Origin of the sequence: Pseudonocardia ailaonensis, assembly GCF_039531635.1 — a bacterium.
Classification (GTDB): Bacteria; Actinomycetota; Actinomycetes; order Mycobacteriales; family Pseudonocardiaceae; genus Pseudonocardia; species Pseudonocardia ailaonensis.
In genome coordinates this window covers 1-25,269 of sequence record NZ_BAAAQK010000018.1, presented here as the reverse complement: position 1 = coordinate 25,269, position 25,269 = coordinate 1, and the positions used below count along the sequence as shown (strand labels likewise).

The window sequence follows — 25,269 nt, the reverse complement described above, 5'->3', positions numbered from 1 at the left end:
CCAGGCGCGCGTGCAGCGCCAAGCTGTCGGCCGCGCCCGACAGCCTGGCTCCGCGCGCTGTGTACACACCGACAGGCGCGTTGATGGGCGCTTCATCAACGTCGTCGGATGCGGAACCTCGCCGTCGAGTGGGATCCGGCAGAACCGCCGCCAGGTGATCGAGTCCGAGACCTCGCGACACAGCGACTCGTAGCCGAGCCGGTAGCGGACTTGAGGAACATCAACCGCAGGTAGACCTCCATCGGCGTGGACGGCCGACCCAGCCGGGTCGAAGAACGGCACGAACGGGGCGAAGAACACCGGATCATCGAGCAGCCCATCGACCCGGGCGAGCTCCTCGGGCAGCCGCAGGACCTCCTCGGGCAGCACCGCCTCCCGCAAGCTCACCTCGACCGCGCGTGTCCGCAGCATCAGGCCTCGTTTCCCCAGCTCACCGAGCTACAAGGCCATTCTTCCGCGCATCTCACCCTCGACACTGAAGGCGCGTCAGGCATCTCCGCAGGTCAGCGGCCTGACGCCCCGCTACTTCTTCAGGGCGAAGTAGCTACTACCATCGACCTGGGCCAGGGTTCAAGGCCTCAGCGGTTGCGGTGGTAAGAGGCGCATCGGTCGAGTTCCTCACCTCGTCCTCGGTCACTCCGGGCGCGGTCTCGACGAGGACCAGTCCGTCCGACGTCACGTCGATCACCGCGAGGTCGGTGATGATCCGATCGACCACGCCGAGGCCGGTGAAGGGGAGCGTGTTCTTGCGCAGGATCTTCGACGAGCCGTCCTTGGTCATGTGCTCCATCAGCACGATTACCCGACGGGCTCCGTGGACGAGGTCCATCGCCCCGCCCATGCCCTTCACCAGCTTCCCAGGCACGGCCCAATTCGACAGGTCACCGCGCTCGGAAACCTGCATGGCACCAAGAACGGCGACATCAAGGTGGCGGCCACGGATGATCCCGAAGGACAGCGACGAATCAAAGAACGACGCGCCGGGACGGACCGTCACTGTCTCCTTTCCCGCATTAATCAGGTTCGGGTCAACCGTGCCCGGTGCCGGGTACGGCCCGGTACCCAAGATTCCGTTCTCGCTGTGCAGAACAACGTGCCTGCCTTCGGGAAGGAAACCGGGAATAAGCGTTGGCAGCCCGATCCCGAGGTTTACGTATTGACCGTCTCGCAGCTCCATCGCCGCACGGGCAGCCATCTGATGACGGCACAAGCTCATGATGCAACCTCCGTGACAGTCGTCTTCTCGGTCCGCTTCTCGACATCGGGCACGTGCACAACGCGTTGAACGAACACCCCGGGCAGGTGTACCTGGGCCGGGTCGATCTCGCCGGGCTCCACGAGTTCCTCAACTTCCGCTACGGTGATCCGTCCCGCCATTGCGCATAGGGGGTTGAAGTTTTGTGCCGTCTTGTCGAACACGAGGTTGCCGTGCCGGTCGCCCGTCGCCGCGGAGACCAATGCGAAGTCCGTGACGATTGCCTCCTCGAGTACGTGTACCACGCCACCGAACTCACGCTGTTCCTTGCGCGGCGAGGCGATGGCGACGGTCCCGTCGGCGGCGTAGCGCCAGGGCAGGCCACCGTCGGCGATCTGGCTGCCGACGCCCGCTGGCGTGAAGAATGCTGGGATCCCGCACCCTCCGGCCCGAAGACGCTCGGCGAGTGTGCCCTGGGGGCAGAGTTCGACCTCGAGCTCACCGGAGAGGTATTGACGAGCGAACTCCTTGTTCTCCCCGACGTACGAGCCGGTCACCCTGCTGATCCGCTTGTCGCCGAGCAGGATTCCGAGACCCCAGTCGTCGACGCCGCAGTTGTTGGAGACCACCTGTAAGTCCGCCACCCCTGCGCGGTGCAGTGTGTAGATCAAGCTTGACGGGATTCCGCAGAGGCCGAACCCGCCGACGGCGAGACTCGCGCCGTCCCGGATGTCGGCCAACGCCTGATCGGCGTCGATCACCTTGTCCATGCACACAATCCTTCGGTCTTCGGGGTGGCCCGGGCTGCAGGAGCTTGCGTCGGCGGAGGGCGACGAGCTCCCGCAGCCCAGCATCGGAACCTTGGCCCGCGTCGGCGCGTCGATTTACGACGCGCGCAAGGTTTAACCGGGTGACATCGCAGACTCCCGTGCAGCGACCTGCCGGTACAGGTTGCGGATGTTGAGCTCGGTCAGCTCGTTCCGCAGCTCCCAGAGTCGCTGAGCCATCGGGTAGGGGTCGGCTTCCGCGCAGGCGTCTGTCTCCTGTGCGACGACCTCGTCCTCGGTCATCCCCGCGGTCAAGAACCCACCGATGACCCCGAGCCAGTCGTGGATGACCTGTGCTTGGACCGACAGGTATTCCTTGCCGCACGGTTCGCCGTGGCCGGGCACGATGGTCTCGACGTCGAGCTCAGCGAGGCGGTCGAGCGCATCAAGCCACTGCCAGGGCTCTGCGTCGTGCAGCCACGTGCGGCACCGGTGGAAGATCGTGTCGCCCGTGAAGACCACACCCTCCGCCGGGATGTAGACCGACGTCTGCCCCTGCGTGTGCCCCGGCATCCGCAGGCAGTGGATGGTGTGCTCACCCAGCTCGATTGTCAGCTCGTCGTCGAACGTCGTGGTCGGCGGGTGCGGCGCGAAGTCCGGCTGCTCCATCAGCCACACGCTCTCCGGGTCGCCCAGCCACGCCTCGCCGGTCTTCATACGGTCCAGCCGCCCCGCGGGACCGCCGAACCCCGACCAGGTGTTCTCGAACTCGCGTCGCAATGCGCTCGACCCCACCACCGGCACGTCCTTGAAGAACGAGTTCCCCCACACGTGGTCACCGTGGGCCTCGGTGTTCACGATGTGTCGGATGGGTCCCGACTCGCGGATCGCCTCCGCGTAGCGCAGCGCGTCTATTCCCCGCTGGGGCGAGTCGATCAGGAGCGCGCCTTCTGAAGTCATCACGTACCCGGGATTGCACCCGAGGAAATAGAACTCCGCGTGGGAGTTCGGGCCAATTTGCCGCATGACGAGCCAATCTAGAGAAGAGACGGGGCCGTGCCGGTCACGAGATGACGACTCGTTGGTCTATCGTTCCGAAGATCGACATTCCGTCGAGGTCCATCCACATCCGGAAGCGGGCACCGTGCTTGAGGAACGGCGTCGTCGGCGCCCCGGAGGTGGCGGTCTCGACGGCGCGGCGCTCGGCGATGCAGGCGTAGCCGACCTCGTCGGACAGGTTGGAGACGGTGCCGGACCCGACGACGGTCCCGGCCCCCAGCCTCCTGGTCGTCGCGGCCCGCGAGATGAGCACGTCGAAGCCGTACTTCATCCCCCGGGCGTTCGGCTGGGCCACCAGCTCGCCGTTGAGCTCGACGAACGCGGCGAGGTCGATGCCGTCCGCGTGCCAGGCGGACCCGAGCTCGTCCGGGGTGACCAGCACGGGCGACAGGCAGCTGGACGGCTTCGCGGTGATGGGCCCGAACCCGGTGGCCAGCTCGGCCGCGATCAGCCCGCGCAGGCTGACGTCGTTGATGATGCCGACCAGCACGACGTGGTCGAGGGCGCGTTCCGGCGTGGTGCCGAGCGGGACGTCGTCGGTGACGACGGCCAGCTCCAGCTCGAAGTCGATGTGGTGCGACTCGTCGGGCAGGACCAGGTCGCCGTGCGGCGGCTGGAAGTCGTCGCCGGTGCCCTGGTACAGGATCGGGATGCCGTCCGCCGGCGGCTCTAGGCCCGTGACCAGCATCTCGGGCTTGATCCGGTTGTAGTGGCTGAGGTAGGTGGACCCGTCGAGCCACTGGTAGGCACGCGGGAGCGCCGACTCGACCGCCGGCTCGTCGAAGGCGAACGCGCCCGGCACGTCGCCGGCGTTCAGCTCCTCGGAGACCCGCTCCAGCTGCGGCCGGACCGTTGCCCAGTCGTCGAGCGCGGCCTGCAGCGTCGGGGCGATCGAGCCGACCTCCACCGCACGCTTCAGATCGCGTGATACGACGACCAGCGCACCATCTCGTGTGCCATTCTTCAGACTTGCGAGCTTCATTTCATTTCCCTTCTCACCGAGAGTGTGACAATGTTGGAGTGGCGGGGCCCACGATCGCCCCTCCCGTCCCCGTGCGTTCCGTGACCGGTACACTGAGGAACCGGTACGTCGCGCAAAACTCGACGCCGAGGTTCCGAAAACACCGATCAATGGAGTGAGATGCCGGTGATCGAGTCGCCTTCCGGCTCCGATCCAACCGACGAATCCGGGTCGTCGGCACCGCGCCGGCGGCGGCCCCACGGCCGGCCCCGCAGCCGGGAGTCGCACCTGGCCATCCGGCGTGCCACCATCGACCTGCTCGAGGAGAGTGGGCTGATGGCACTCACCGTCGAGGCCGTCGCCGCCCGTTCTGGAACGAGCAAGGCGACCATCTATCGGTGGTGGCCCAGCAAAGCCAGCCTGGCGATGGAGGCATTCGTCGCCGAAATGATCCCGGAGCTGCCGTTCGTGTCGACCGGGGACATTCGACACGACTTCCGGCTCCATCTGCGGAAGATGGTCGACGTCCTGAACACGACCCTCGGCCGCACGCTCGCCGAGATCATTGCCGAGATGCAGCACGACGACGACTTGGCCGCCACTTTCCGGGAGCAGTACATCGACCCGCAGCGGCGGGCGCCGCGAGTCGCGCTCCAGGCGGCGGTGGCGGCCGGACAGGTGGCCGGGGACGCCAACCCGGATGTCATCATGGATTCGCTGTACGGGGCGATGTACTTCGCTCTGCTGGTGCGCAACCACGAGATCGACACCGCGTTCGTCGACCGTCTCGTCGAGCAGGTCCTCGGTCCCTCGGACCACGAGCCCGGCCACGCCGATCCTGCCTAGTTGGCGCTCTCGAGCGCCAGCGGCCCCCGCACGGACGCCGGCAGGCTGCTGTTGACGAACCCGCCGTCGACGTCGATCACCTGCCCGCTGATGTAGCCGGCCCGATCCGACGCCAGGAACGCCACCAGGTCGGCGATCTCCTCCGGCCGGGCACCGCGCCCGAACGGCAGGTGTTCGATGATCTCCTCCCAGCGGCCCTCGTCGCCGAACCGCTTGGCGGCCAGGTCACGGTACTTGTCGATGATGTCCTCGGTGAGCACCACGAAGGAGTTGACGCCGACGATCCGGATGCCGTCGGCGGCGAGCTGGTCCGCCATGCCGATCGTGAGGGTCGCCAGCGCCGAGCAGCTCATCGCAGAGTAGATGCCCTTGTAGGAAGGGGCCTTGCCGAGCGATCCAACCAGGTTGACCACGACCGCGTTCGGATGGTTCCGCAGCACGGGCAGGAACGCCCGCAGCACCCGGACGTATCCGAACGGCTTGACCGACCAGTTCTGCATCCACTGCTCGTCCGGGAGGCTCTCCAGGGTGCCACCCGAGGGCTTGTTCGCCCCGTTCACCACGATGTCGACGTCCGGGTGCGAGGCGGCGAGCCGCTCTGCCGTGCCCGCAACCGCGATGTCGGCCGCGTCGATCGAGACATTCACCGCGAACCTCGCGGTGAGGTCCTTCTTCGCCTGCTCGAGGTTGTCCTGGTCGCGGGCAACCAGGACCAGGTTGACCCCTTCCGAGGCCAGTTCCTCGGCGATCGCGAGACCCAGCCCCTGACTGCCGCCCGTGATCAGGGCGGTCCGTCCGGAAAGGTGCAGATCCATTGTGTACTCCTCAGTGTGTAGCGGTCTTCTCGGTCGGGTCGAGACGCGTCGACGCATCGTGGATCGCCTCGACGATCTTCTGGTAGCCGGTGCAGCGGCAGAGGTTCCCGCTGATCGCGTGGCGGATCTGGCCGTCGGACGGGGTGGTGTTCGACTCCAGCAGGTCCATGGCACAGAAGACCTGGCCGGGGACGCAGAACCCGCACTGGAACCCCTCGCCGTTCCAGAGCGCCTGCTGGACCTCGTGGAGCGTGCCCTCCTCCGCCACGCCCTCGATCGTCGTGACCTCGGCGCCCTCGGCGCGGGCGGCCAGGTACAGGCACGACTTCGTCACCTGTCCGTCGACCCGCACGGTGCACACCCCGCAGTCGCCGTTGAGGCAGCCGATGTGCGTCCCGGTGAGGTCCAGCGTGTCGCGGATCATCTCGACGAGCAGTGCCCCGTCTCGGCACCGCACCTGGACGTCCTTGCCGTTGACGGTGCACGACACTGTCCGGTGCGGCGCGGGATCGACGTGCGTCATGGTCATTCGCCTCCTCGGTCGGTCGCGCTGTCCTGGTGGCGCGTCGCGGCCTGGGCGAGCGCCCGCCGGGCGATGGCGCCGGCGATGCTGCGGCGGTAGTTGCCGTCGGCGAGCTCGTCGCTCCAGTACGCCGACGTCTGCTCCGCCAGCAGGTCGTTCAGGTCCGCCGCCGTGGGCAGCGACCCGTCCAGGTCGAGATCGACCCGCGCGGGCACGGGGGCGAGCCCGCCGACGCCGATCGTGGCCCAGCGCGGGCCGCCGGGCGAGGCGCCGTCCCGGACGAAGGCGGCCGCGGTGACGATGGGCCAGCTGCTCTCACTGAACTTGAACTTGAGGTAGCCGTAGCCGCCCGGATGGCTGGGGACGACCACGGAGCGCACGATCTCGCCTGGGGCCAGGGCCGTGCGGAACGCCCCCAGGAAGAAGTCGGTCGCGGCGATGTCGCGGCTCGACGACGGCCCCTGGACGCGCATCGTCGCGTCTAGGCCGACGAGCGCCGCCGGCACGTCCGACGACGGGATTGCCCGGCACGCCGACCCCACCAGGGTCGCCTGGTTGCGGAGCTGGGCGCCACCGGTGATCCCCGCGGCCAGCTGCCGCAGCAGCGGTGCCGCCTCCTGCAGGCGAGGATCGCGGGCGACGGTGGTGTACGTCGCCAGCGCGCCGAACTCCACCTCGCCCTCCCCGACCGTGACGCCGTCGGGGACCAGGCCGCGGAGCTCGACCATGGCGTCGGCGTGTCGTTCCCGTCGGACGAGCTCCGGCACAACGACGGTGCCGCCGCCCAGCGCGACGTACTTCCGCTCGGCCGCGAGCGCCGCGCACGCCGACCCGAGGTCCGGGAAGGTCAGGTAACGCACATGGGGCGGGATCATCGGCGCGCCTCCTGGAGAGCGGCCAGGACGGCCGGCGGCCGGGCGGGGAAACGGCGCAGGGTCGCCCCCACCTGGCCGACGGCGTCGTTCACGGCGTTCATCACCGCGGCGAGTGCCCCGCCTACCCCGCCCTCGCCCGCACCCTTGGTGCCGAGCAGCGTGACCGGCGAGGGCGTCACGACGTGGTCGGTCCGCAGGTCGGGGAGGTCGGTCGCCCGGATGGGCAGGTAGGTCTTGAACGTCGTCGACTGCAGCATGCCGTCGGCACCGTAGGCGTTCATCTCGCTCAGCGCGCCGCCGAGGCCCATGGCGATCGCGCCGTGGAACTGCCCCTCGACGAACATCGGGTTGACCACGGTGCCGCAGTCGTGGACGGCGTCGTACCCGACCAGCTTGACCAGCCCCGTCTCCACGTCGACCGCGACCTGGGCGACGTGTGCGGAGTACGGGAACGTCGGGTAGGGGGTGTGCGTGATCCCCCCGGGGCCCGGCGGGTCGTGGTCGAGGTTGGCCGGCCAGTACGTCGCAGTGGCCTCCAGCTGCGGCGGCATGAGCTCGCGCACCGGCATCGGGGCCGTGTAGACCGCGTACGCCAGCTCGCCGATGGTCATCCCGAGCGACGCGTCGCCGTCGCAGCCGACCCGGCCGTTGCGGAAGTGGATGGTCTCCCCCGGCACGTTCCAGGTGTACGCGGCAGCGGCGACCAGCTTGACGCGAAGCTCCCGGCAGGCCAGCGCCGCGGACGCGCCGCCCAGGTTCAGGCTCCGGCTGCTGGAGTTGCCGAACCCGTACGGGACTGTGTCGGTGTCGCCCTGGAGCACGGTGACGGCGCGGAACTCCACGCCGAGCTCGAATGCCACGACCTGGGCGATCCCGGTCTCGTTGCCGGTGCCCGGGCTCGTCACCCCGGTGAGGACGGTGACGTCCCCCGAGGGGTCCATGCGGACGGTCGAGGTGTCGAAGCCGCGGAGCAGGCCGCCATGCCAGTCCCCGCCCTCCGGCGTCAGCTCGAACCCGATGCCGACGCCGAACACCGTGGTGTCGGTGCGCTCGTCCCGGCACGCCCGGCGCCGCTCCCGGTAGCCCGACATCTCGACGGCCCGCTCGAGGACCACCGCGTAGTTACCGCTGTCCAGCCGCTTACCGCCGAGCCAGTGGGGAAAGACCTCCGGGGGCGGGAAGTTCCGAAGGCGGACGGCCACCGGGTCCATGCCGAGGCGCTCGGCGACCATCTCCACCATGCGCTCGAGGACGATGGCGGCCGACTCCTTGCCGTACCCGCGGGCTCCGTTCCACGGCGCCTTGTTGGAGACGACCACCTCGTAGCTGCACTCGGTGTTGGGGATCTCGTAGGGTCCGGGGATCGTCATGGCGCTGACGACCGTCATCGGCCAGCCGCCCGCGGCCCCGAGCGCGCCGACGTTGGACCAGACCTTGCTGCGGATCGCAGTGATCTCGCCGTCGGCCATGAAACCGACCTCGAAGTCGTGCTCGAACTCGCGGGCGCCGACCAGCATGGCCTCCTCCCGCGACTCGATCCACTTGACGGGCGCACCGCACGTCTTGGCCATCAGCGCGACCAGCGGTTCCTCGGGGTAGCCGTGGAACTTGTGGCCGAAGGCGCCGCCCACCTTGGGCGTGATCACGCGGACGTGGGGCTCGGGCACGCCGAACATCGCCGCGAGGTTGCCCCGCATCTGGTGGGGGCTCTGGGTGTTGCAGTGGTAGGTGAGCCGCCCGTCCCGGCCCCACCTCGCGAGGTAGGCGCGGGGCTCCAGCGGCGCGGTCTGGTAGCGCTGGATGGAGAAGGTGTCGCTTGCCCGGTGGTCAGCCCGCTCAAGCGCCCCCGCCGCGTCGCCGAAGGAGATGGTGTCCCCCAGTGCGACGTTACGGTCCCAGCGGCCGAACACCAGCGGTGCGTCCTCGCGAATCGCCTCGGGCACCGACGTGACGAAGGGCAGCGGGACGTACTCGACCCGTACCGCCGCCAGCGCAGCCTCGGCCTGCGCCTTCGACTCCGCCGCCGCGGCGACGACCGGCTGGCCCGCGTAGACGACCTCGTCGACCGGCAGGGCCGGGAAGTCGCTCGTGTTGCCCCCGAAGTTCGCGGGATCGAACCAGTGCGGGACCGGCCCGATCGCGGCCTGCACGTCCTTCCCGGTCACGATCGCGCGCACGCCCCGCACCGACATCGCCGAGGTGGTGTCGATGGAGGAGATCCGGGCGTGGGGGTGCGGGCTGCGCAGGACCGCCATGTGCAGCGTCCCCGGCTCCCGGAAGTCGTCGACGTAGAGTGCATGTCCGGTGACCAGGAGGTCACCGTCCCTGCGCCGGACCGGCTGACCAGGGGTCACCCAGCGTTCGTCAAGCGATCGCATGGAGCATCAGCAACCGTTCCGGAAGTTGTCCGCGAGCTCGAGGTTCAGCGGCGCCTTGTCGATGTTTTCCTTGGTGTATACGTTGCTGGGCACGATCTGCTGCTTCTCCACGGGCTGGCCCTCGAGGCTCTGGACGACCGTGCTCATCATCAGCTGCCCGAAGTACACGGCCGGGAGGCCGGCAATGATGGGCAGCTGGCCCTGCTTGAGCAGCTGGATCTGGCCGCAGTCGGCGAGGGCCTCACCGACAGCGGTCACCTGCCCCGACTTGCCCGCGGTCTGCGCCGCCGTCACCGCGCCGACCGCCTGCTGCACCAGCGAGGTGACGACGCCCTTGAGCTCCGGGTGCGATGTGAGGGTGTTGGACACGAGCGTCTCGGTCTTCGAGGGGTCGAAGTCCGGGCTGCACTCGTCGGTGACCAGCTTGATGTTCGGGTACTCCGCCAATGCCGCCTCCATACCCTTGTGCAGGTCGGTGTAGTACTGGGAGGCGCAGGCACCGAAGGCAGCCATGACTTCCCCGCTGCCGCCAATGTAGTCGAACAGGGCCTTGGAATAGGCCTTCGCGTCGCTGGTGTAGTCGGAGTTGACCGTGGCCACGAGGCTGTCCATGGTGGGCGGCTGGATCCACCCGTAGATCTTGGCGCCGCCCCGCTCGGCCTCCTTGAGCGCCGGGACGATCGCCGTCGGGTCGGTCGACCACACGACGATGGCGTCCGGCTTCTGCGCCGTCGCGGCCTGGATCTGAGAGATCTGCTTCTGGACCTCGGTGTACCCCCCTGCATCCAGCACGGTGACGTCGACACCGAGGTCCTCGCCCTGCTGCTTGATCGCCGCCGCGGAGCTTTGGGCGAAGGCGTCGGTCTGGTGGGCCTGGACGACGAAGATCTTGTAGCGCTTAGCGGGCTTATCCACCTTCGGGAGCGAATAGTCGTTCAGGAGTCCCACTGACGCGGGGCCTGCGGCTCCGCCCGCCGGGTTCTGGCCGGCTCCGGCTCCGCCCGTTCCGTTTGCCGTCGCGCAGGCCGGGAGGAGCATGAGTCCAGCGACCAGGGCGACCGCCCACACGGACCGGGCTCGCTTACCGGAATAGTGCATCTTTGCACTGTTCATGGCCTATTCCTCATGGTGAGAATCGTGCACGGAGGCGACGGGGAGTTGCGACGCCATGATTCTTTCCTCTGTTGCTTCCGCCGCCGATATCTCCTCGACGACGCGGCCCTCGCGTACCACCAGGATGCGGTGGCATATACCGATGAGTTCGACCATGTCGGAGGACGAGACGACGATGGCCGTGCCCTCGGCGGTCATCGAGCACAGATGGGTGTAGATGTCCCCTCGGGCGCCGACGTCGACCCCAGCGGTGGGCTCGTCCATGACGAGTGCGCGCACGCGCGCTGCGAGGGTGCGAGCGATCATGACCTTCTGCTGATTGCCGCCGGACAGCGTCAGGATGTTCGCGTTCAAGGAGCGAGCCTTCACACGCATTTGGCGTGCTTGCTCCGACGCGGTCCGACGCTCCCGGCCTGACTGGATCACCGACAGCCGGGACAGGAGTGGTAGCGCCGCCTGACTGATGGATGCGCGGATGGTGAAGGTCGAGATCAGTCCGTCGTTGAGCCGGTCGGGCGGGACGAACGCGAGGCCGCGGTTGATGGCATCTCGGGTGCTCGCTCGGAGCACGTCCTGGTCATTGACCTTCAGTTCGCCGGCGGCAGGTCGCTCTACTCCGCCCAGCATGCGGACGATCGTCGCCCGGCCCGATCCTTCCAGGCCCGCGAAGCCCACGACCTCGCCCTCGTGGACGTCCAGGTGTTCAAGCAGCACCTGACCGTCGCCCGACCGCAAGTCACGCGCGCGGAGCACGACACGGGCCCGCGGCTCGGACCGCGCGGGGAAGAGCTGCTCAAGCTCCCGCCCGACCATCAACCGCACTGTGTCCGCGCGGGTGAGCGCACTCGCGGGCTGCGTCGTCACGTGCCGGCCGTCCTTCAGGATGCTGACGACATCCGCGAGCCGCTCGACCTCCGCCATCCGGTGGGTGATGTAGATGATCGCCAGCCCGCGCTCCCGGAGGCGCTCGACACGTCGGAACAGCTGATCGGCCTCGAGATGCCCCAGCGACGCAGTCGGCTCGTCCAGAATGAGCAACTTCGCTCGCATCATCAGAGCCTTGGCGATGGCCACGATCTGCTGCCCCGCCACGGAGAGGGTCCGCACCTTCTCGTCGAGCCCGATGTCGGCCTCGAGCGACGACAGGATGTCGCGAGCGGCCTCACGTTGGCCCCGGTCGATCACGCCGAACCGGCGGCGCTCGTTGCCGAGGAAGATGTTCTCGGCAACGGTGAGGTCCGGGACGGTCTGAGACTGCTGGAAGATCGTGACGACGCCGTTCTGCATGGCGAAGTGCGGGCTGGACATGCGAATGGGCTCGCCGCCGAGGATCACCGTGCCCGCGGTCGGCTCGGTCACCCCGGCCAGCAACTTGACCAGTGTGCTCTTGCCGCTTCCGTTCTCCCCGAGCAGTGCATGCACCTGGCCCTCATGAAAGCTCAGCGAGACGTCGTCGAGTGCGCGTACTGCGCCGTACGTCTTGCCGATCCCGCGGACGCTTGCGAACTCCTCAGGCACGAGAACCTCGTCGCAACTGAGTCAGCGCGACGGCTGCGGCCATGAGTATCCCGGTCACGATCGTCTGCACGTTGGTCTGTACCGACAGTAGGTCCAGACCGTTGCCGAGCATCGCGATCAGGATGACTCCGAGCATCGCGCCGAGCACGGTTCCCCGTCCGCCTCCCCAGGCGATGCCGCCGATGAAGACTGCGGCGATGCTGGTGATCTCAAGTCCGGACCCGAGGTCGGGGATGCCCGATCCGGTCCGGGACGAGAGCGTGAGCGCGCCGAGCGCCGCGAAGAGACTGCATACGACGTACGTACCGAGTTTGACCGAGCGCACGTTGATGCCGGACAAGAGTGCCGCGTCGGAGTTGCCGCCGATCGCGTAGGTGTAGCGGCCGAAGACGGTGCGGCGCAGGACGAAGGCGGCGACGATGGCGACGACGACGGCGAGGATCGCCGCGATCGGCAGGCCCAGAATCTTCTGCGTTCCCAGCGCGGTGTAGAGCGGATCGAAGTTCCGCCGCGGCAACCCCTTGGTATATGCGAGGTTGACCCCGGTCAGAATCTGCAGCATCGCCACCGTGGCGATGATCGGCGAGATCTTCAGGCGGGTGACGGCCAGGCCATTGATGAGGCCGACAAGGCATCCGACCGCGAGGGTCGCCAGGAAGACGAGGCCGAGCGGCAGGATGTGCGACAGATCGACCGCGATGATCGATAGCAGTCCGACCTGGGCGCCGACCGACAGGTCGATGCCGCCACCGAGCACGGCGAAGAGCTGGCCGGCGGCGACCATCGCGAGCACAGCCGACTGGCTGGCGAGATTCTGGAGGTTCCCCGACGATCCGAACAGTGGCTCGGCGATGACGAAGAAGACCGCCATGGCGACGAGAACACCGAGGAGGATTGCGTGATCGCCGACGGCGCTCCTTTGAACACTCCGAACGAGATCGGACCAGCGCTTGGTATTCGTTGGCGCGAGTTGGGTCTCAGGTGGCTGCACTTGGATGGACATGGCTCTCCCGGACGGTGGGGCGTCGTTGCCTAACGAGCCGCGCGATTCAAAACGAAACGCATCGAGTCGTTATTCTAGCCCGTGGCGAAGAGGTGTCAACCGCCACTTCGGGCGCCGTTGCAGGCGCCGATGCCTCGTCGAGAGTTCATGCCGGTGTGGGCAGTGCCTCGTCCCGGGTACCGGGACATCTGGGGACGACGCCGTCTTCACATGGCCCCCGCGAACTGCAGGCGGCTTCAGCCGGTGTGAGCACCGCCTGCTCCGGCCCACCCGAACGGCCCGGTCACCAACATCGCAAGCAGGACTACCGAGCGTGGCACAGCAGACGAAGAGCTGCTGCCAGGGAGAACGTGTCTCTTGCTGAGGGTGAACGGTCGTCACCACCCGCGCAGGCGCGACCATGTTGTCGGTGGGGCGCAGGCGTGGTTGGGCAGGATCCGCAGGCGGGTGCCGATCGGCAGGGTGGGAACGGGCCTGCCGTCCCGGATGCCGAGGATGCCGTGCTCCTGGCTCGCCCCGGTCATGAGGAGGTCGGGACCAGGCGGCCGTCGAGGTCGGTGACGAGCCCGTAGCCCTGGTCGACGGCCTGCACCTGCGTGCCGCGGTCCCGCGAGGTGGCCATCCAGCCGCCGTCGGTGAGGACCCGATTCCTGTCGGGCTGGTGGCCGATCACAGTGACGACGACGGAGAGGGCGAGGTCGTCCGTGCTGCAGACGCCGATGCTGGCCATGACGAGGTCGAAGAAGACGAAGTTGCCGGCGCGCACCTCGGTGACCCCGGTAAGGTCGGTCGCCGCGTGCGCGGTGGGGGTCGATCCGACGCTGACGATCGCGCACGGCAGGCTGGCGTCCCGCAACGTGGTGGCGGCCTCCACGGCGGCGTCGCGTTCCTGCGCGGCGGCCTCCCGCTGCGCCTCCCGGCTGGAGGCGAAGTAGGACTCGCCGGCGTGGGTGAGGACCCCGGCGAGGTGGGGGCCCAGGGCACGGCCGATCTCGACCAGGGCGGGATCGGCAGGGACGACCCCGCCGCCGCGGTGACCGTCGCAGTCGATCTCGACCAGGGCGGGCAACGCGGAGGACTTCCTCCTGGGCGAACCGAGCCACCGCCTCGGCTTGCAGGGGGTGTCGAGCAGGACGGTGAGCGTGACGCCGCGGCGCAGCAGGGCGGCGACCCGCGGCAGCTTGTGCGGGGCGATACCTACCGCGTAGAGGATGTCGCGGTAGCCCGCGTCGGCGGAGTGCTCGGCCTCCGCGAGCGTGGACGCGGTGATCGGGCAGTCGCCGTGGACGCGCCGGGCGACCTCGACGGATTTCGCCGTCTTGACGTGCAGGCGCAGGGGACGCCGAGGGCGTCCAGGTGGTCGCGCAGGCGGGCCGCGTTGCGGTCCACCCGGTCGACGTCGACGAGGGCGAACGGGGTGTCTGGAGCGGTCACGGAGGGGTCTCCTCAGCTCGGCGAGGTCGGTGTACAGGCCTGTGCGGGAGATCCCCAGACGTTTCGCGACCTGACCCGGTGCGCCGCGCAGCCCGAACACCCCCGCCTCGTCCAGCGAGCGGACGAGCGCCGGCCGGTCCGCGCGCCCCCGGCGCGCTCGCGGGCAGCGCGTGGGCACGTTCGGCCCGGTCGACCACGGAGCCGAGCACCTGGTCCAGGTCGCCGGAAAGTTGGTCGGCGGGGCGGGGCCGTCTCCTCCGGCACGGACAGCCCGAGCAGGTCTGCGAGCACCCCGGTCGCGCGGTGGACGGCCGAGAGGTCGATGTTGACGCACAGCGCGCAGATCAGCATCCCGTCCGCGTCCCGCAACGGCAGCGTCGTGCACTTGAGTAGCTGGCCGTCCTGCGCCCGGGTGACGTACCCGATTTCGTTGCGGGTGTCGTCCCCGGCGGCGAGGACGCGCAGGCCGATCTCGCTCATCGTGTCCTCGACCGCCCGGCCCGTGACGGTCCCGGCGACCGCGACGACCGACCGCTCCCGATGGCGATAGTTGTGCAGCACCACCTCGCAGCTGCGCGCGAACATCGCCGTGAGGCCCTCGACCACGGGGGACAGCTCGGCGAACACGGCGTCCGCGCTACTGCCGTCGGGCACGACACCTTCAGGTTGAACAAAATGTCCGGATTTGGAGAAAGTGTCGCACACGCCATCGGCGATCACCACCTGACCGGCAGAACGTCGACGCGGTGAACGCCGTGGACCCTGCTGTGCTCGCGGAACGACAGGGATCTCAGCGGGCCCGGCCACATCGAGTCCGGGAACGCACCGCAGCTGCGCCGGGAGCCCGAGGCGCAGCTCGATCCGGCCGAGCTAGCAAGCCGTGCCCGAATGCGACGTGGGTCGGCTTCCCGCGCGTGACTCCAGGCCGCCCTCCGGCCGCTCGACGGTCGCCGGATCACAGTTGGTGGCGGGGAGCGAGACCAGCCCGGTCCGGCCGCGGCGGATCACCATGCCGCTCAGCTCGACGTCCGCGGTGACGATGCGCGGGTCCCTTCTGTTCACCACTGACAGCAGGCGCACCGCGCAACCTCCGACGCGGCGACGCGCACCGCGACACCGCGCCTCTCCAGGGCACGCCGGCGCCGACCGGGTGCAGCTGCCCGCGCTCGATGAACCGCCCGCCGTCGTGCAACAGCGACGCGACCGGGTCCCTGCTGAAGAACCGGATCCACCTGCGGCCGCGCACCTGTGAAGCGAGGACGGTCGCGATCGGGCGGACGCCGCGGACGGCGATGGCGAGGATCCGGCCGCCGTCGGTCAGCCAGCGACGGTGCCAGTGCCTGCGATCAGAATGTGTTCACGCGCCCCTGGCCTCCCAGTGCCCGTCGTGAACCAATTTCGCCAGGAGCTCGAGCCGTAGCGCACTCTCGCTGCCCGGCTTCGCCATGTACGTCGATATCGTCTGGCCTGGTGCGCTTGTGACTGCAAGCGACTCGTGGATCAGCTGAAGCGTCCCGACCTCAGGATGATGAAAGGTTTTCGTGTCGCGCGCTCTCGGCTGGATCTCGTAACGTGACCAGAGGTGCGAGAACGCGGTACTCCGGAGGGTCATCTCGTGGATGAGGTCGGCAATCCCCGGGTCGTTCGGAAAATAGACCGACGCAGACCGAAGGTTCTTTACGGCAACTTCGGCGGTCCAGCTCCAATTGTCGAAGAATTGACGCGCAAACGGGTCCAAGAAGATCATGCGCACGAGATTGTCGGGGTGTTCGAACCCTGAGTATAGGGCCGCGGCGAGGGAGTTGGCGGCCAGGATGTCTTGACTGGGCCCGATGATCAAGGCCGGGACCTCGCTCAGCCGATCGAGCAGCTGGAGCAGGTCTGATTCGACCCCCTCGGGGGAGGGAGCCTGGGGCAGGCCGGAGATACCGAGCCGGAACAGGTGGCTACGAGCTATCTCGTCCAGCTGCAGCGCTGCAGCCAGAGCGACCAGTACCTTCGGGGACGGGTTTCGCTCCCGCCCTTGTTCCAGATGCGTGTAGTAGTCCGTGCTCACGCCGGCCAGCAAGGCGACTTCGTCCCGGCGAAGGCCCGGCACCCGCCGCGACTCGTCAGAAGGGAAGCCCGCTGCGGTCGACGACGCGAGGTTGCGCTGAGCGCGCAAGAACTCGCCGAGCTCTTCTCTGCCATCCACTGACGCAATGCTAAGGGATCTGTCGGCTGAGAGGTGGCAGCAGCACTCACCCTGCCGTGCTGACCCCAGCCCAGGTCTCATGGCGGGCTCGCGCGATTGCTCGGTCTCTGCCAGGACCGGTCACGGGTGGAGCCGCTGCCGTTCGAGCACTGCCTCACCACGGGTTCCGAGCCAGTCCCAGGTCGGATGGCCCCTACGTGTGAGCGGCGGCACTCGACAACCGGGGGTGTGGCGCACCTACCCGGCCAGCTCCCGTCCGCTCTAGCGTCGATCCAGCCGAGTCGAGGATCTCCGATAGGGGTGATGATGGAACGTGTGGCGTCCGTCGGGACCACGCCGGGCGCGTTGGTCGACGGGTGGATCGACGTGCACGCGCACTTCAGCCCGCCGCGCACCGCGGAGATGGAGGCGCAGCAGTTGGAGCGTCTGCGCCAGGCGTGCTGGCAGGTCGACGAGCCACCGAGGTGGGATGCCGAGTCCACGTTGGCCTACATGAACCGGACCGGCATTCAGATGCAGCTGCTCAGCAATATCCCGCCCAACCCTCGGGCGCTGCGCGACTCGAACGACTTCGGCGCCTCGGTGGTCGCGGACCATCCGGATCGATTCGGTCTGCTGGCCGCTTTGCCCACCGACGATCCTTCGGCCTGCCTTGCCGAAATCGGGCGTGCGGATCAGTTGGCGGCCGACGGGTTCGCTGTGACGTCCTTCTACCGAGGAACGTACCTCGGTGATCCCCTTCTCGAGCCCGTATGGACGGAGCTCAACCGCCGCAAGGCAGTCGTATTCGCCCACCCCGATGCTTACGGAACCACCATGGGGCGTCCCGACGCTGTCTTCGAGGTCGCGTTCCAGACAGCCCGCACATTCGCCGACATGCTCTACGGCGGTGTGTTCCGTCGCCATCCCGAGATCAAGTTCATTGTTGCTCATTGCGGCGGGGCGCTGCCCGCCCTCGCGGGTCGTTTGCACCTGCTCGGAACCGAGTGCTGGGTTCCGAACCCGCACCGCATCACCCATACCGAGATCCGGGAGCACCTGCGACGGCTGTATCTCGACACGGCGGGAATCGCGCCCAACGGCTTGGCGAGCGGCCTGGCCATGACCTCTCCCGATCACATCGTTTACGGATCCGACTGCGGGGTACCGTGCACGACAGACGCCACTATGGACGCGAATCTCCGCGAAATCCTCGGATACGACGGCTTGACCGGCGAGCAGATTCGAGCGATCGGGCAGAACGCATTCGGTATGTTCCCGGCCGCAGCGTCCAGGATCGGCGTGGCAACCGGCGTGCAACGCGCCTAAGGGATCACATCGATCCAACAGATGGCGAACGCACCCCTTCAACGCAGGGCCGCTGAATGCGCGAGTGGGTTCCCCTGACACGAATATCCCTCTCCAGTCTGAAGAATTTCACGCCTGCCTTCCCCGAGTTTGGTCAAACGCCTTAGTGCGTGAGTCCACTGCATCCTCGCGGATCGACGGCATCGCATCTGCCCAGCTCAGCGCACTGGGCCACGGCGCCGGATCGTCTGCGAGACATGTCGTCCCCGCCTCCTGGACCCGGCGCTAGACCTGACAAATGACGAATCCGACGGTCGATGTCCTGCAAACCGCAGGTCGAGGGCCTCTCGGCGCTCGATTCGCCCCGCGAACGTGCCCGAAGCCGCCTCTCCGACGCATCCGTTAGTGCGTGGATCCAGCACCTTCGACCTGCATCGTTGCAGGTCAGCGAGCCGCGCGTCGGCGATTCCGGGCCGGGTGACCAAACTCAGGCCTTCCTTCCGCTCATCCCCGCTCTTCTTGAGGTAGTGACATGACTGACAGCACGACTGCACCGAGCGCCGTGGCGTCCGGATCCTTCGACCTCGGCGGTGACCTTCCGGTGATCCGGCTCGGGTACGGGACCATGCAACTCACCGGCCCCGGCATCTGGGGCCCCTCCGCAGACCCCGAAGGGGCAGTCCGCGTGATCCGCAGGGCCGCCGAGCTCGGCGTCACCTTCTTCGACACCGCGGACTCCTACGGCCCCGTCGTCGCCGAACCCCTGCTCCGCAAGGCCCTGCATCCTTACGCCGACGACATCGTGATCGCCACCAAGGCCGGCCTCACCCGCTCGGGTCCGAACGACTGGCGCCCGGTCGGGCGGCCCGAGTACCTGCGCCAGCAGGCCCTGATGAGCCTGCGCCTCCTCGGTGTCGACCGGATCGATCTGTTCCAGCTCCACCGCGTCGATCCCGCGGTGCCGCTGGCCGACCAGATCGGCGAGCTGAAGCAGCTCCAGGACGAGGGCGTCATCCGGCACATCGGTATGTCCGAGGTGACCGCGGAGCAGCTTGCGGAGGCTAGCAGGACCGCGCGGATCGTCTCCGTGCAGAACCTCTACAACCTCGCTCACCGCGACGCCGAGCCCGTCCTCGAGTACGCCGAGCAGAACGGGCTGGCGTTCATCCCCTGGTTCCCGCTCGCCACCGGCGCGCTCGTCAAGCCCGGTGGTCCGCTCGCGGCCATCGCCGAGCAGCATGGAGCAAGCCCCTCCCAGCTCGCGCTCGCATGGTTGCTACGCCGCTCGCCTGTGATCCTGCCCATCCCCGGCACCTCGTCCATCGCGCATGTCGAGGACAACTCCGCCGCAGCCGGCGTCGAGATCTCCGACGCCGATGTCGAGGCACTGACCCGCGCTGTCGCTGAATGAGTGCCGGATCGGGCCTGTCTTCGAGGCCTGCGGTCGCGTCCATGATTGTTCTCGGCCGCCCGGTGGGAACGGGATCGGCACGGTCGACGCCACCGAAGTCGTCGCCGAGGCCGACTGGTGCCCGAAGCCCTTCTCGAGCAGCCGCCAGACAGCCTCCACCGACCGCCAGGGTTCGGCCAGCGGGGGCGGGACCGCGACGGTCGGGCCGGCGCCTTGGTGGGCGGTGTCGGCCGCGGTGGGGATCTGGTGTTCGGTGAGCGCGTCGATGATCCCGTGGCAGAGCAGCGTTAGCGTGGAGCACGAGAATCTGCCGGAGCCCGGGGCGGATGCGGTCAGACAGCTCCGCGCCACTCCCAAGGGTCCTCATCCGCCAAACTCAATCAGCTCGTGTCGTCACACGAGCCTCAGTTCGACCGACGTCCCCGGGCAGCATATCCGGCCTCACCCATCTGGTGTCATCATTGAGGTCGGAATCTGAGCCGCGTCCGTCATGGGCGTCTTCGTTGGCCGGGGCGGGCCGACGGGATACTACTCGCGTGCGCGCGGCCAGTCCTCACGCTGGAGCCTGTCCGCGATCCCGGCCTCCTTCGCCGCGGTGAGCAGCGCAGCGGAGGCGAGGGACGGGGCGCCCGGTCCGCCGGCGATCAGCCCGACGGGTGGGGTCGGGATGCGCTCGGCCAGCGGGATGGCCCGCATTCCGACCGGGACGTCGTGGGCGAGAAGCCATGTGTGCGCGACGACCGCGGACCATCGACGATCGGTGATGTGCGCGTAGAGGGTGTCGACGGTGCCGGTCTCGACCACCGCCCTGACACGGGCACCGGCCTGGGCGAGCGCCGCGTCCAGGAACTGCCGGTTCTGCATCGTGGTGGGCAGTGCGCACACCGCGAGACCGTCGAGCTCGGCGAGCTCGATGGTGTCGCGCTCGGCCAGTGGGTTCCCCTCCGGCGTGAGTAGGGCGTGGCCTTCCCGGTACAGGGGAAGGACCGAGGGCGTGGGCTGCGCGTCCTCCGACAGATAGGTCAGTCCCGCGTCGAGGTCGAAGGCCGCCAGCCGTCGACTGATCTCGGCGGCGGGGAGGACCTCGATACGGACCGCTGCGAGCGGGTGCCGGTCGACCAATGCTGCTGTGAGAAGTGGTGTGATCGGGACCGCGGTAGGGATCGCTCCGATGCGGATGGTGGCGGACAGCCCGTTCCGCAGCCGATCCAGGTCGAGGCGCAGCGCGTCGCGTTCGGCGAGGATCCGGTGGGCCCAGCCGACGACGCGGGAGCCCTCCGGAGTGAACCCGGCAAAGCTACGGTCGCGCCGCACGATCGTTACGCCGAGCTGGCGCTCCAGATTCTGCAGGCCCGTGGATAGCGCGGACTGGCTCGCGTGGCAGGCCGCCGCCGCTCGCCCGAAGTGTCGTTCCCGGGCCAGAGCAGCGAGGTACTCGAGCTGGCGGATCCCTACGTCCCCGGACACCGGCCAAGCCTAGCCACGATTCGTGCCTGTGCCGGGGGTGTGGTGATCGGTATGACCGATGAGGGGATCGAGGAACTGGTCCGCCGCGCAGTTGCGGCCCGCCGGGCCGGTCCGCGACGGTGGTCGAGAGAAGTGACACCCCCTGGGAGGCGTTCATGGCGACAGTGCTCTGTGTGCTCTACGACGACCCGACGGACGGCTACCCGAAGGAGTACGCCCGGGACGGCGTGCCGGCCCTGGGGCGCTACCCGGACGGGCAGACCCTGCCGACCCCGTCGGCGACCGACTTCGCGCCCGGCACGTTGCTGGGCAGCGTCTCAGGTGAGTTGGGTCTGAGGTCCTACCTGGAGGGACAGGGCCACCGACTACTCGTCACCTCCGACAAGGACGGGGAGGACTCTGAGTTCGACCGCCTCCTGCCGGAGGCCGACGTGGTGATCTCCCAGCCGTTCTGGCCTGCGTACCTGACTGCTGAGCGGATCGCGAAGGCACCGAACCTCAAGCTGGCTCTGACCGCGGGTATCGGCTCCGACCACGTCGATCTGGACGCTGCGATCGCGCGCGGCATCACGGTTGCCGAGGTGACCTTCTGCAACAGCATCAGCGTTGCCGAGCACGTCGTGATGATGATCCTCTCGCAGGTCCGCAACTACCTGCCGTCGCACGATGTGGTTCGCCGGGGTGGGTGGAACATCGCCGACTGCGTCGCCCGGTCCTACGACTTGGAGGGCATGGACGTCGGCACGGTGGCAGCGGGCCGGATCGGTCTTGCGGTGCTGCGTCGGCTCGCGCCTTTCGACGTGCATCTCCACTACACCGACCAGCACCGGCTGCCTGCCGAGCTGGAGCAGGAGCTGAACCTGACCTTCCACGAGTCGGCACAGGACATGGTGCCGCACTGCGACGTCGTGACCGTGAACGCGCCTCTGCACCCGCAGACACGCAACCTCTTCGACGAGAATTTGCTTGCGACGATGCGCCGTGGCGCATACCTGATCAACACGGCGCGGGCCCTGATCGTCGACCAGCAGGCAGTGGTCGATGCGTTGGCGAGCGGGCAACTGGCCGGCTACGCAGGCGACGTGTGGTACCCGCAGCCGGCGCCCGCCGACCACCCCTGGCGAACCATGCCCCACCAGGGAATGACCCCGCACATCTCGGGCTCGTCACTGTCCGCCCAGACCCGGTACGCCGACGGGACCCGGGAGATCCTGGAGTCCTTCTTCGGCGGGACCCCGATCCGCGACGAGTACCTGATCGTCGACGGCGGCGCCCTCGCCGGCACAGGCGCACACTCCTACACTGCCGGCTGATCGGCCTCCGGGCGCGCCGGGACCGAGCTGGTGAACGCGCGCCCCGGAAGTGTGCAGGACAGGAACGGGTTCACTGTTCTGCCGGCCTACGTTCCCCCGATCTCGACGCAGTCCGCGGCGCAGCCCGCGACGGGACGGTGCGCGGGAGCGGGTCGGTGGAGCACGGCCCTGACCGGTGTGATGCGGAGCGAGCTCTCGGAGAGGGACGCCGAGCCGTCGAGGATCAGGCTGTGGGCATCGATCGAGGGGGCGGCCACACCAGGTCGCCTCGACCCTCGGGAAGCCGCTCGTCGAAGGTTACGGCCTTGCCCGTCCGGACCGACGGTCATGTCGCACCATCACAGCAGGTCACGGACGATGCTGCACTCGTCGGGGTAGACGGCGAGATCGTCGGCGAGTTCGAGTTCTGTCGCCTCGGATATCGCTGCGGAGTGGTGAGCCACCAGCGCTACGACGCGGCTGTCGACTCCGGCTTGATCGAGGAAGCGGGCGCCGTCCGGGGGACGGAACCCGGTCTGGACGGCGTCGGTGCATAGCCGATGCCATGGAGCCATGCCGCGTCCCGCAGTGCTCCGGCATCGACTGGTTCGAGGCGTTGGGAGACCCGGTCGGCGAGGACGGCGATGGACTCCACGTGGCGCCAGCGGCGTGGAAGCGCGGCGCCGAGCTGCTTAGCCGCGAGAACTGGAGCGCTGACCCTGCTGGGTGGCTGGGCCAGGCGGGCGGTGAGTCGCTGCACTCCGGCGATCAAGTCGTTGAGATGGGTGCGCGCAGCCTCGCCGTCGAGCTGAGTGGGGAGGTGCGCGACGATGTGGTCGGCAGCTTCGACGGCGACGGCGACGGCGGCGGCCCGCAGCACCGACGCCACTGGATCGAGAGTTCCGGTGGGCTCGCCGCGGCGGGTACGCAGGATGCGGGGGAGCCCCTCGGCGTGGAGCAGGTCGAGCGCACGCTGCGCCGTGTCGGTGGGGACGCCTTGCTGCGTGACGATCTAGTTGTCGCGGTCGCAGAGGTTGTTGACGCGGTGGGCGGGTGGATGTCCGCAGAGCGCGGTGTGGGGCCGGTGAAAGTTGTAGCCGTGCAGCCAGGTCGGGAGCGAGGCGATACGCTCGGCTGAGGAGTCGAAGACGGTGGCGTAGGCCCATTCCTGGGCCAGGGTGCGGTTGAACCGTTCGGCTTTGCCGTTCGTTCAGGGGCAGCGGGGTTTGGTGAACCGTTGCGCGATGCCGAGCTCGGTGCAGGTCGCGGCGAACATCTTGCTGCGTCGGTAGGACCAGGCGTTGTCGGTCATGACCCGCTCCATCCGGACGCCGTGGTCGGCGAACCAGGCGTGTGCGCGGCGCAGGAACCCGGTGCAGGCGTGCTGGTCTTCCCCGCCCTCGGTCTTGTTGATGACCTCGACGTAGGCCAGCCGTGAGTGGTCATCGACCGCGACATGGACGTAGTCGTAGCCCACCCGCGGCCCGGAGCGGGCAGCTCTGGACTGGGCGGAGTCCCGGCCATGGGCCCACCATCCGCCGCCGTCACGGATATGGCCCAGCTTCTTGACGTCGATGTGGACCAGCTCGCCGGGGCGGGCACGTTTGTAGCGGCGCCACCGGTTCGGGCCGTGCACGGTCGTGGCCGGATCAGCGTGACGGAGCTGTTCCCCGGTGGGCGGGTCGAGATCACGCAGCCGGGAGATCCCGAGCCGGACCAGCACCTTGTGCACCCCGGAGGCGGAGATGCGGGTCCCGTCCTCGCGGCGCAACTCGTGAGCGATCAGTGCCGGACCGATCTTGCGGTCCCGTCGGATCCGCTCGATGCGGGCCTCGACCTCGGCCGGGGTGACTCGCCCTGGGTTCGGTGGAGGCTCTTGACCTTGGAAACGAGGATGGAGCCATGCCGAGAGAGCAGTCGCCGGGCAAGCCGACAACGCGTCGCTACTCCGAGGAGGAGAAGGCTGCCGCAGTGCGGATGGTCCGCACCCTGCGAGCGGAGCTGGGCCACGCTCACGGGACCGTGAAGCGGGTGGCCGAGCAGCTCGGCTACGGGGTCGAGTCGGTGCGCTCGTGGGTGCACCAGGCCGATATCGACGACGGCCAGGCCCCCGGCGTCACCACCGACGAGACCGCTCGGGTTCGTGAGCTGGAGCAGGAGATCCGCGAGCTGCGCCGGGCCAACGAGATTCTGAAGCGGGCCGCGAGTTTCTTCGGGGCGGAGCTCGACCGCCAGCATCGCAGGTAGTGGCGTTCATCGACGCCCACCGCCACGACGTGGTCGAGGGCAAGCCGCTCGGGGTCGAGCCCATCTGCCGGGTCCTGCAGGTGGCCCCGAGCACCTACTACGCCGCCAAGACACGTCCACCCTCGAAGCGGGCGCGCCGGGACGCGGAGCTGATCCCGCAGCTGATCGCGTTGTGGGAGAACAACTACCGCGTCTACGGAGCCCGCAAGCTCTGGAAGGCAGCCGGCCGGGCCGGTCTCGATGTGGGCCGGGATCAGGTCGCCCGGCTCATGCGTATGGCCGGGATCGAGGGCGTGCGGCGGACGAAGAAGACCCGCACCACCCGGGCCGACCCGGCCGCCGCAAGACACCCCGACCTGGTGGAACGCCACTTCCAGGCCGAGGCACCGAACCAGCTGTGGGTCACCGACCTGACCTACGTCCCGACCTGGGCCGGAGTCGCCTACGTGTGCTTCATCGTCGATGCGTTCTCCCGCGCGATCGTCGGCTGGCGCGTCGCCGGGCACATGCGCACCAGCATGGTGCTCGACGCCATCGAGATGGCCCGCTGGTCACGCGGAACCCGCCTGGACGGGCTGCGGTGCCACTCCGATGCCGGGTCTCAGGGCGGACTCAACCGGTCGTCGCAACACCCTCCTGAAGTGGAGGTGCTCGGCAGTGGCGACGAAGGACTGGAACGCGAGGCCGAGCGAGGTTCCCGAAGGGGCTCGACGTCAGTGGCGGGCGGATCGGGCGTTGCGGCCCCCAATGCGTTCGCCTGGGCGGCCCGAGCCCTCCCGTGCGGTGCAGCGGCAGTTCTGGCGGCAGATCGCAACGGGCATCACCTCAGCCGAGGCGGCGCTGAAAGTGGGCGTGTCCGTGCCGGTCGGTACACGGTGGTTTCG

Annotated in this window: 23 protein-coding genes, 3 pseudogenes and 1 other annotated feature; of the genes and pseudogenes, 7 read left to right on the top strand and 19 right to left on the bottom strand. The window is 68.5% G+C overall.

Translation table 11 applies throughout. The features are described from left to right. Nucleotides 1–90: 90 nt before the first annotated feature. The 5 genes and pseudogenes from ABD324_RS22415 to ABD324_RS22395 all read right to left on the bottom strand — a co-directional run. Nucleotides 91–411, bottom strand: a pseudogene (locus tag ABD324_RS22415) (transposase); the annotation flags it as partial. A gap of 136 nt (nucleotides 412–547) precedes the next feature. After that, complete coding sequence (locus ABD324_RS22410) at nucleotides 548–1,216, bottom strand: CoA transferase subunit B (protein ID WP_344420429.1); 669 nt, start codon at nucleotides 1,214–1,216, stop codon at nucleotides 548–550. Beyond that, nucleotides 1,213–1,965, bottom strand: coding sequence for a CoA transferase subunit A (locus ABD324_RS22405; protein ID WP_344420426.1), 753 nt, complete (start codon nucleotides 1,963–1,965; stop codon nucleotides 1,213–1,215). Before ABD324_RS22405 ends, ABD324_RS22410 begins: the two co-directional genes overlap by 4 nt. A gap of 132 nt (nucleotides 1,966–2,097) precedes the next feature. After that, nucleotides 2,098–2,988, bottom strand: coding sequence for an MBL fold metallo-hydrolase (locus ABD324_RS22400; protein WP_344420423.1), 891 nt, complete (start codon nucleotides 2,986–2,988; stop codon nucleotides 2,098–2,100). A gap of 37 nt (nucleotides 2,989–3,025) precedes the next feature. Beyond that, nucleotides 3,026–4,003: a fumarylacetoacetate hydrolase family protein gene (locus ABD324_RS22395; RefSeq protein ID WP_344420420.1), complete on the bottom strand. Its 978-nt coding sequence runs from the start codon at nucleotides 4,001–4,003 to the stop codon at nucleotides 3,026–3,028. A 159-nt stretch (nucleotides 4,004–4,162) separates the two neighbouring features. Between ABD324_RS22395 and ABD324_RS22390 the strand changes: the two genes are divergently transcribed. Continuing rightward, entirely contained in the window at nucleotides 4,163–4,828 is a 666-nt protein-coding gene (locus tag ABD324_RS22390; protein ID WP_344420417.1) for a TetR/AcrR family transcriptional regulator, read from the top strand. On the opposite strand, the gene ABD324_RS22385 is transcribed toward ABD324_RS22390, so the two are convergent. The 11 genes from ABD324_RS22385 to ABD324_RS22335 all read right to left on the bottom strand — a co-directional run bounded on the left by ABD324_RS22385 (nucleotide 4,825) and on the right by ABD324_RS22335 (nucleotide 16,681). Next, the gene (locus ABD324_RS22385; RefSeq protein WP_344420413.1) at nucleotides 4,825–5,643 is read right to left on the bottom strand and encodes an SDR family oxidoreductase; all 819 of its coding nucleotides are present in this window, start codon (nucleotides 5,641–5,643) and stop codon (nucleotides 4,825–4,827) included. The genes ABD324_RS22390 and ABD324_RS22385 overlap by 4 nt on opposite strands. 10 nt (nucleotides 5,644–5,653) lie before the next feature. Further along, nucleotides 5,654–6,172 carry a (2Fe-2S)-binding protein gene (locus tag ABD324_RS22380; protein WP_344420410.1) on the bottom strand — a complete coding sequence of 173 codons (519 nt, stop codon included), beginning with the start codon at nucleotides 6,170–6,172 and terminating at the stop codon, nucleotides 5,654–5,656. Beyond that, nucleotides 6,169–7,041, bottom strand: coding sequence for an FAD binding domain-containing protein (locus ABD324_RS22375; RefSeq protein ID WP_344420407.1), 873 nt, complete (start codon nucleotides 7,039–7,041; stop codon nucleotides 6,169–6,171). Before ABD324_RS22375 ends, ABD324_RS22380 begins: the two co-directional genes overlap by 4 nt. Next, on the bottom strand, nucleotides 7,038–9,395 hold the full coding sequence (locus ABD324_RS22370) for a xanthine dehydrogenase family protein molybdopterin-binding subunit (protein WP_344420404.1): 2,358 nt from the start codon (nucleotides 9,393–9,395) through the stop codon (nucleotides 7,038–7,040). The genes ABD324_RS22375 and ABD324_RS22370 overlap by 4 nt, the downstream gene beginning before the upstream one ends. A 30-nt stretch (nucleotides 9,396–9,425) precedes the next feature. Continuing rightward, the gene (locus ABD324_RS22365; RefSeq protein WP_344420402.1) at nucleotides 9,426–10,334 is read right to left on the bottom strand and encodes a sugar ABC transporter substrate-binding protein; all 909 of its coding nucleotides are present in this window, start codon (nucleotides 10,332–10,334) and stop codon (nucleotides 9,426–9,428) included. 201 nt (nucleotides 10,335–10,535) lie between these two features. Continuing rightward, complete coding sequence (locus ABD324_RS22360; RefSeq protein WP_344420400.1) at nucleotides 10,536–12,050, bottom strand: sugar ABC transporter ATP-binding protein; 1,515 nt, start codon at nucleotides 12,048–12,050, stop codon at nucleotides 10,536–10,538. Next, nucleotides 12,043–12,921 (bottom strand): ABC transporter permease, encoded by an 879-nt coding sequence (locus tag ABD324_RS22355; protein WP_344420397.1) that lies wholly within the window; start codon nucleotides 12,919–12,921, stop codon nucleotides 12,043–12,045. Before ABD324_RS22355 ends, ABD324_RS22360 begins: the two co-directional genes overlap by 8 nt. Before the next feature lie 509 nt (nucleotides 12,922–13,430). Further along, nucleotides 13,431–13,577: a hypothetical protein gene (locus ABD324_RS22350; protein WP_344420395.1), complete on the bottom strand. Its 147-nt coding sequence runs from the start codon at nucleotides 13,575–13,577 to the stop codon at nucleotides 13,431–13,433. After that, complete coding sequence (locus ABD324_RS22345; protein ID WP_344420392.1) at nucleotides 13,574–14,587, bottom strand: alanine racemase; 1,014 nt, start codon at nucleotides 14,585–14,587, stop codon at nucleotides 13,574–13,576. The genes ABD324_RS22350 and ABD324_RS22345 overlap by 4 nt, the downstream gene beginning before the upstream one ends. Continuing rightward, entirely contained in the window at nucleotides 14,500–15,141 is a 642-nt protein-coding gene (locus tag ABD324_RS22340) for a PAS domain-containing protein (protein ID WP_344420389.1), read from the bottom strand. The genes ABD324_RS22345 and ABD324_RS22340 overlap by 88 nt, the downstream gene beginning before the upstream one ends. 703 nt (nucleotides 15,142–15,844) lie before the next feature. Beyond that, nucleotides 15,845–16,681, bottom strand: a complete 837-nt coding sequence (locus ABD324_RS22335) for a helix-turn-helix transcriptional regulator (RefSeq protein WP_344420386.1) — start codon at nucleotides 16,679–16,681, stop codon at nucleotides 15,845–15,847. Between the two features lie 303 nt (nucleotides 16,682–16,984). Here ABD324_RS22335 and ABD324_RS22330 point away from each other — a divergent pair, with 303 nt between their 5' ends. Continuing rightward, entirely contained in the window at nucleotides 16,985–17,989 is a 1,005-nt protein-coding gene (locus tag ABD324_RS22330; protein ID WP_344421792.1) for an amidohydrolase family protein, read from the top strand. Nucleotides 17,990–18,500: 511 nt separating this feature from the next. Further along, on the top strand, nucleotides 18,501–19,379 hold the full coding sequence (locus tag ABD324_RS22325; protein WP_344420383.1) for an aldo/keto reductase: 879 nt from the start codon (nucleotides 18,501–18,503) through the stop codon (nucleotides 19,377–19,379). Between the two features lie 528 nt (nucleotides 19,380–19,907). On the opposite strand, the gene ABD324_RS22320 is transcribed toward ABD324_RS22325, so the two are convergent. After that, a complete protein-coding gene (locus ABD324_RS22320; RefSeq protein ID WP_344420381.1) occupies nucleotides 19,908–20,846 on the bottom strand; it encodes a LysR family transcriptional regulator in 939 nt (312 codons plus the stop codon). A 155-nt stretch (nucleotides 20,847–21,001) separates the two neighbouring features. Between ABD324_RS22320 and ABD324_RS22315 the strand changes: the two genes are divergently transcribed. Next, nucleotides 21,002–22,159 (top strand): NAD-dependent formate dehydrogenase, encoded by a 1,158-nt coding sequence (locus tag ABD324_RS22315; protein ID WP_344420379.1) that lies wholly within the window; start codon nucleotides 21,002–21,004, stop codon nucleotides 22,157–22,159. Nucleotides 22,160–22,464: 305 nt separating this feature from the next. Next, on the top strand, nucleotides 22,465–22,695 hold the full coding sequence (locus ABD324_RS22310; RefSeq protein ID WP_344420377.1) for a hypothetical protein: 231 nt from the start codon (nucleotides 22,465–22,467) through the stop codon (nucleotides 22,693–22,695). A gap of 455 nt (nucleotides 22,696–23,150) precedes the next feature. On the opposite strand, the gene ABD324_RS37360 is transcribed toward ABD324_RS22310, so the two are convergent. Together ABD324_RS37360 and ABD324_RS22300 are read right to left on the bottom strand one after the other, a co-directional pair. Continuing rightward, nucleotides 23,151–23,315, bottom strand: coding sequence for an integrase core domain-containing protein (locus ABD324_RS37360; protein ID WP_425565895.1), 165 nt, complete (start codon nucleotides 23,313–23,315; stop codon nucleotides 23,151–23,153). A gap of 33 nt (nucleotides 23,316–23,348) precedes the next feature. Continuing rightward, on the bottom strand, nucleotides 23,349–23,909 hold the full coding sequence (locus ABD324_RS22300) for a DDE-type integrase/transposase/recombinase (RefSeq protein ID WP_344420371.1): 561 nt from the start codon (nucleotides 23,907–23,909) through the stop codon (nucleotides 23,349–23,351). Between the two features lie 131 nt (nucleotides 23,910–24,040). On the opposite strand from ABD324_RS22300, the pseudogene ABD324_RS22295 reads away from it, so the two are divergent. Next, nucleotides 24,041–24,990, top strand: a pseudogene (locus ABD324_RS22295) (IS3 family transposase); the annotation flags it as partial. After that, nucleotides 24,340–24,474, top strand: a sequence feature (AL1L pseudoknot). (Overlaps the previous pseudogene by 135 nt.) A 52-nt stretch (nucleotides 24,991–25,042) precedes the next feature. After that, nucleotides 25,043–25,269, top strand: a pseudogene (locus ABD324_RS37355) (IS30 family transposase); the annotation flags it as partial.

Bases quoted from the DNA above. Each gene is read 5' to 3' on its own strand.
- ABD324_RS22390 (WP_344420417.1), top strand. From the start codon at position 4,163: ATGCCGGTGATCGAGTCGCCTTCCGGCTCCGATCCAACCGACGAATCC.
- ABD324_RS22410 (WP_344420429.1), bottom strand. From the start codon at position 1,216: ATGAGCTTGTGCCGTCATCAGATGGCTGCCCGTGCGGCGATGGAGCTG.
- ABD324_RS22350 (WP_344420395.1), bottom strand. From the start codon at position 13,577: ATGACCGGGGCGAGCCAGGAGCACGGCATCCTCGGCATCCGGGACGGC.
- ABD324_RS22355 (WP_344420397.1), bottom strand. From the start codon at position 12,921: ATGGCGGTCTTCTTCGTCATCGCCGAGCCACTGTTCGGATCGTCGGGG.
- ABD324_RS22315 (WP_344420379.1), top strand. From the start codon at position 21,002: ATGGCGACAGTGCTCTGTGTGCTCTACGACGACCCGACGGACGGCTAC.
- ABD324_RS22330 (WP_344421792.1), top strand. From the start codon at position 16,985: ATGATGGAACGTGTGGCGTCCGTCGGGACCACGCCGGGCGCGTTGGTC.
- ABD324_RS22400 (WP_344420423.1), bottom strand. From the start codon at position 2,988: ATGCGGCAAATTGGCCCGAACTCCCACGCGGAGTTCTATTTCCTCGGG.
- ABD324_RS22405 (WP_344420426.1), bottom strand. From the start codon at position 1,965: ATGGACAAGGTGATCGACGCCGATCAGGCGTTGGCCGACATCCGGGAC.
- ABD324_RS22375 (WP_344420407.1), bottom strand. From the start codon at position 7,041: ATGATCCCGCCCCATGTGCGTTACCTGACCTTCCCGGACCTCGGGTCG.
- ABD324_RS22385 (WP_344420413.1), bottom strand. From the start codon at position 5,643: ATGGATCTGCACCTTTCCGGACGGACCGCCCTGATCACGGGCGGCAGT.
- ABD324_RS22380 (WP_344420410.1), bottom strand. From the start codon at position 6,172: ATGACCATGACGCACGTCGATCCCGCGCCGCACCGGACAGTGTCGTGC.
- ABD324_RS22325 (WP_344420383.1), top strand. From the start codon at position 18,501: ATGACTGACAGCACGACTGCACCGAGCGCCGTGGCGTCCGGATCCTTC.
- ABD324_RS22395 (WP_344420420.1), bottom strand. From the start codon at position 4,003: ATGAAGCTCGCAAGTCTGAAGAATGGCACACGAGATGGTGCGCTGGTC.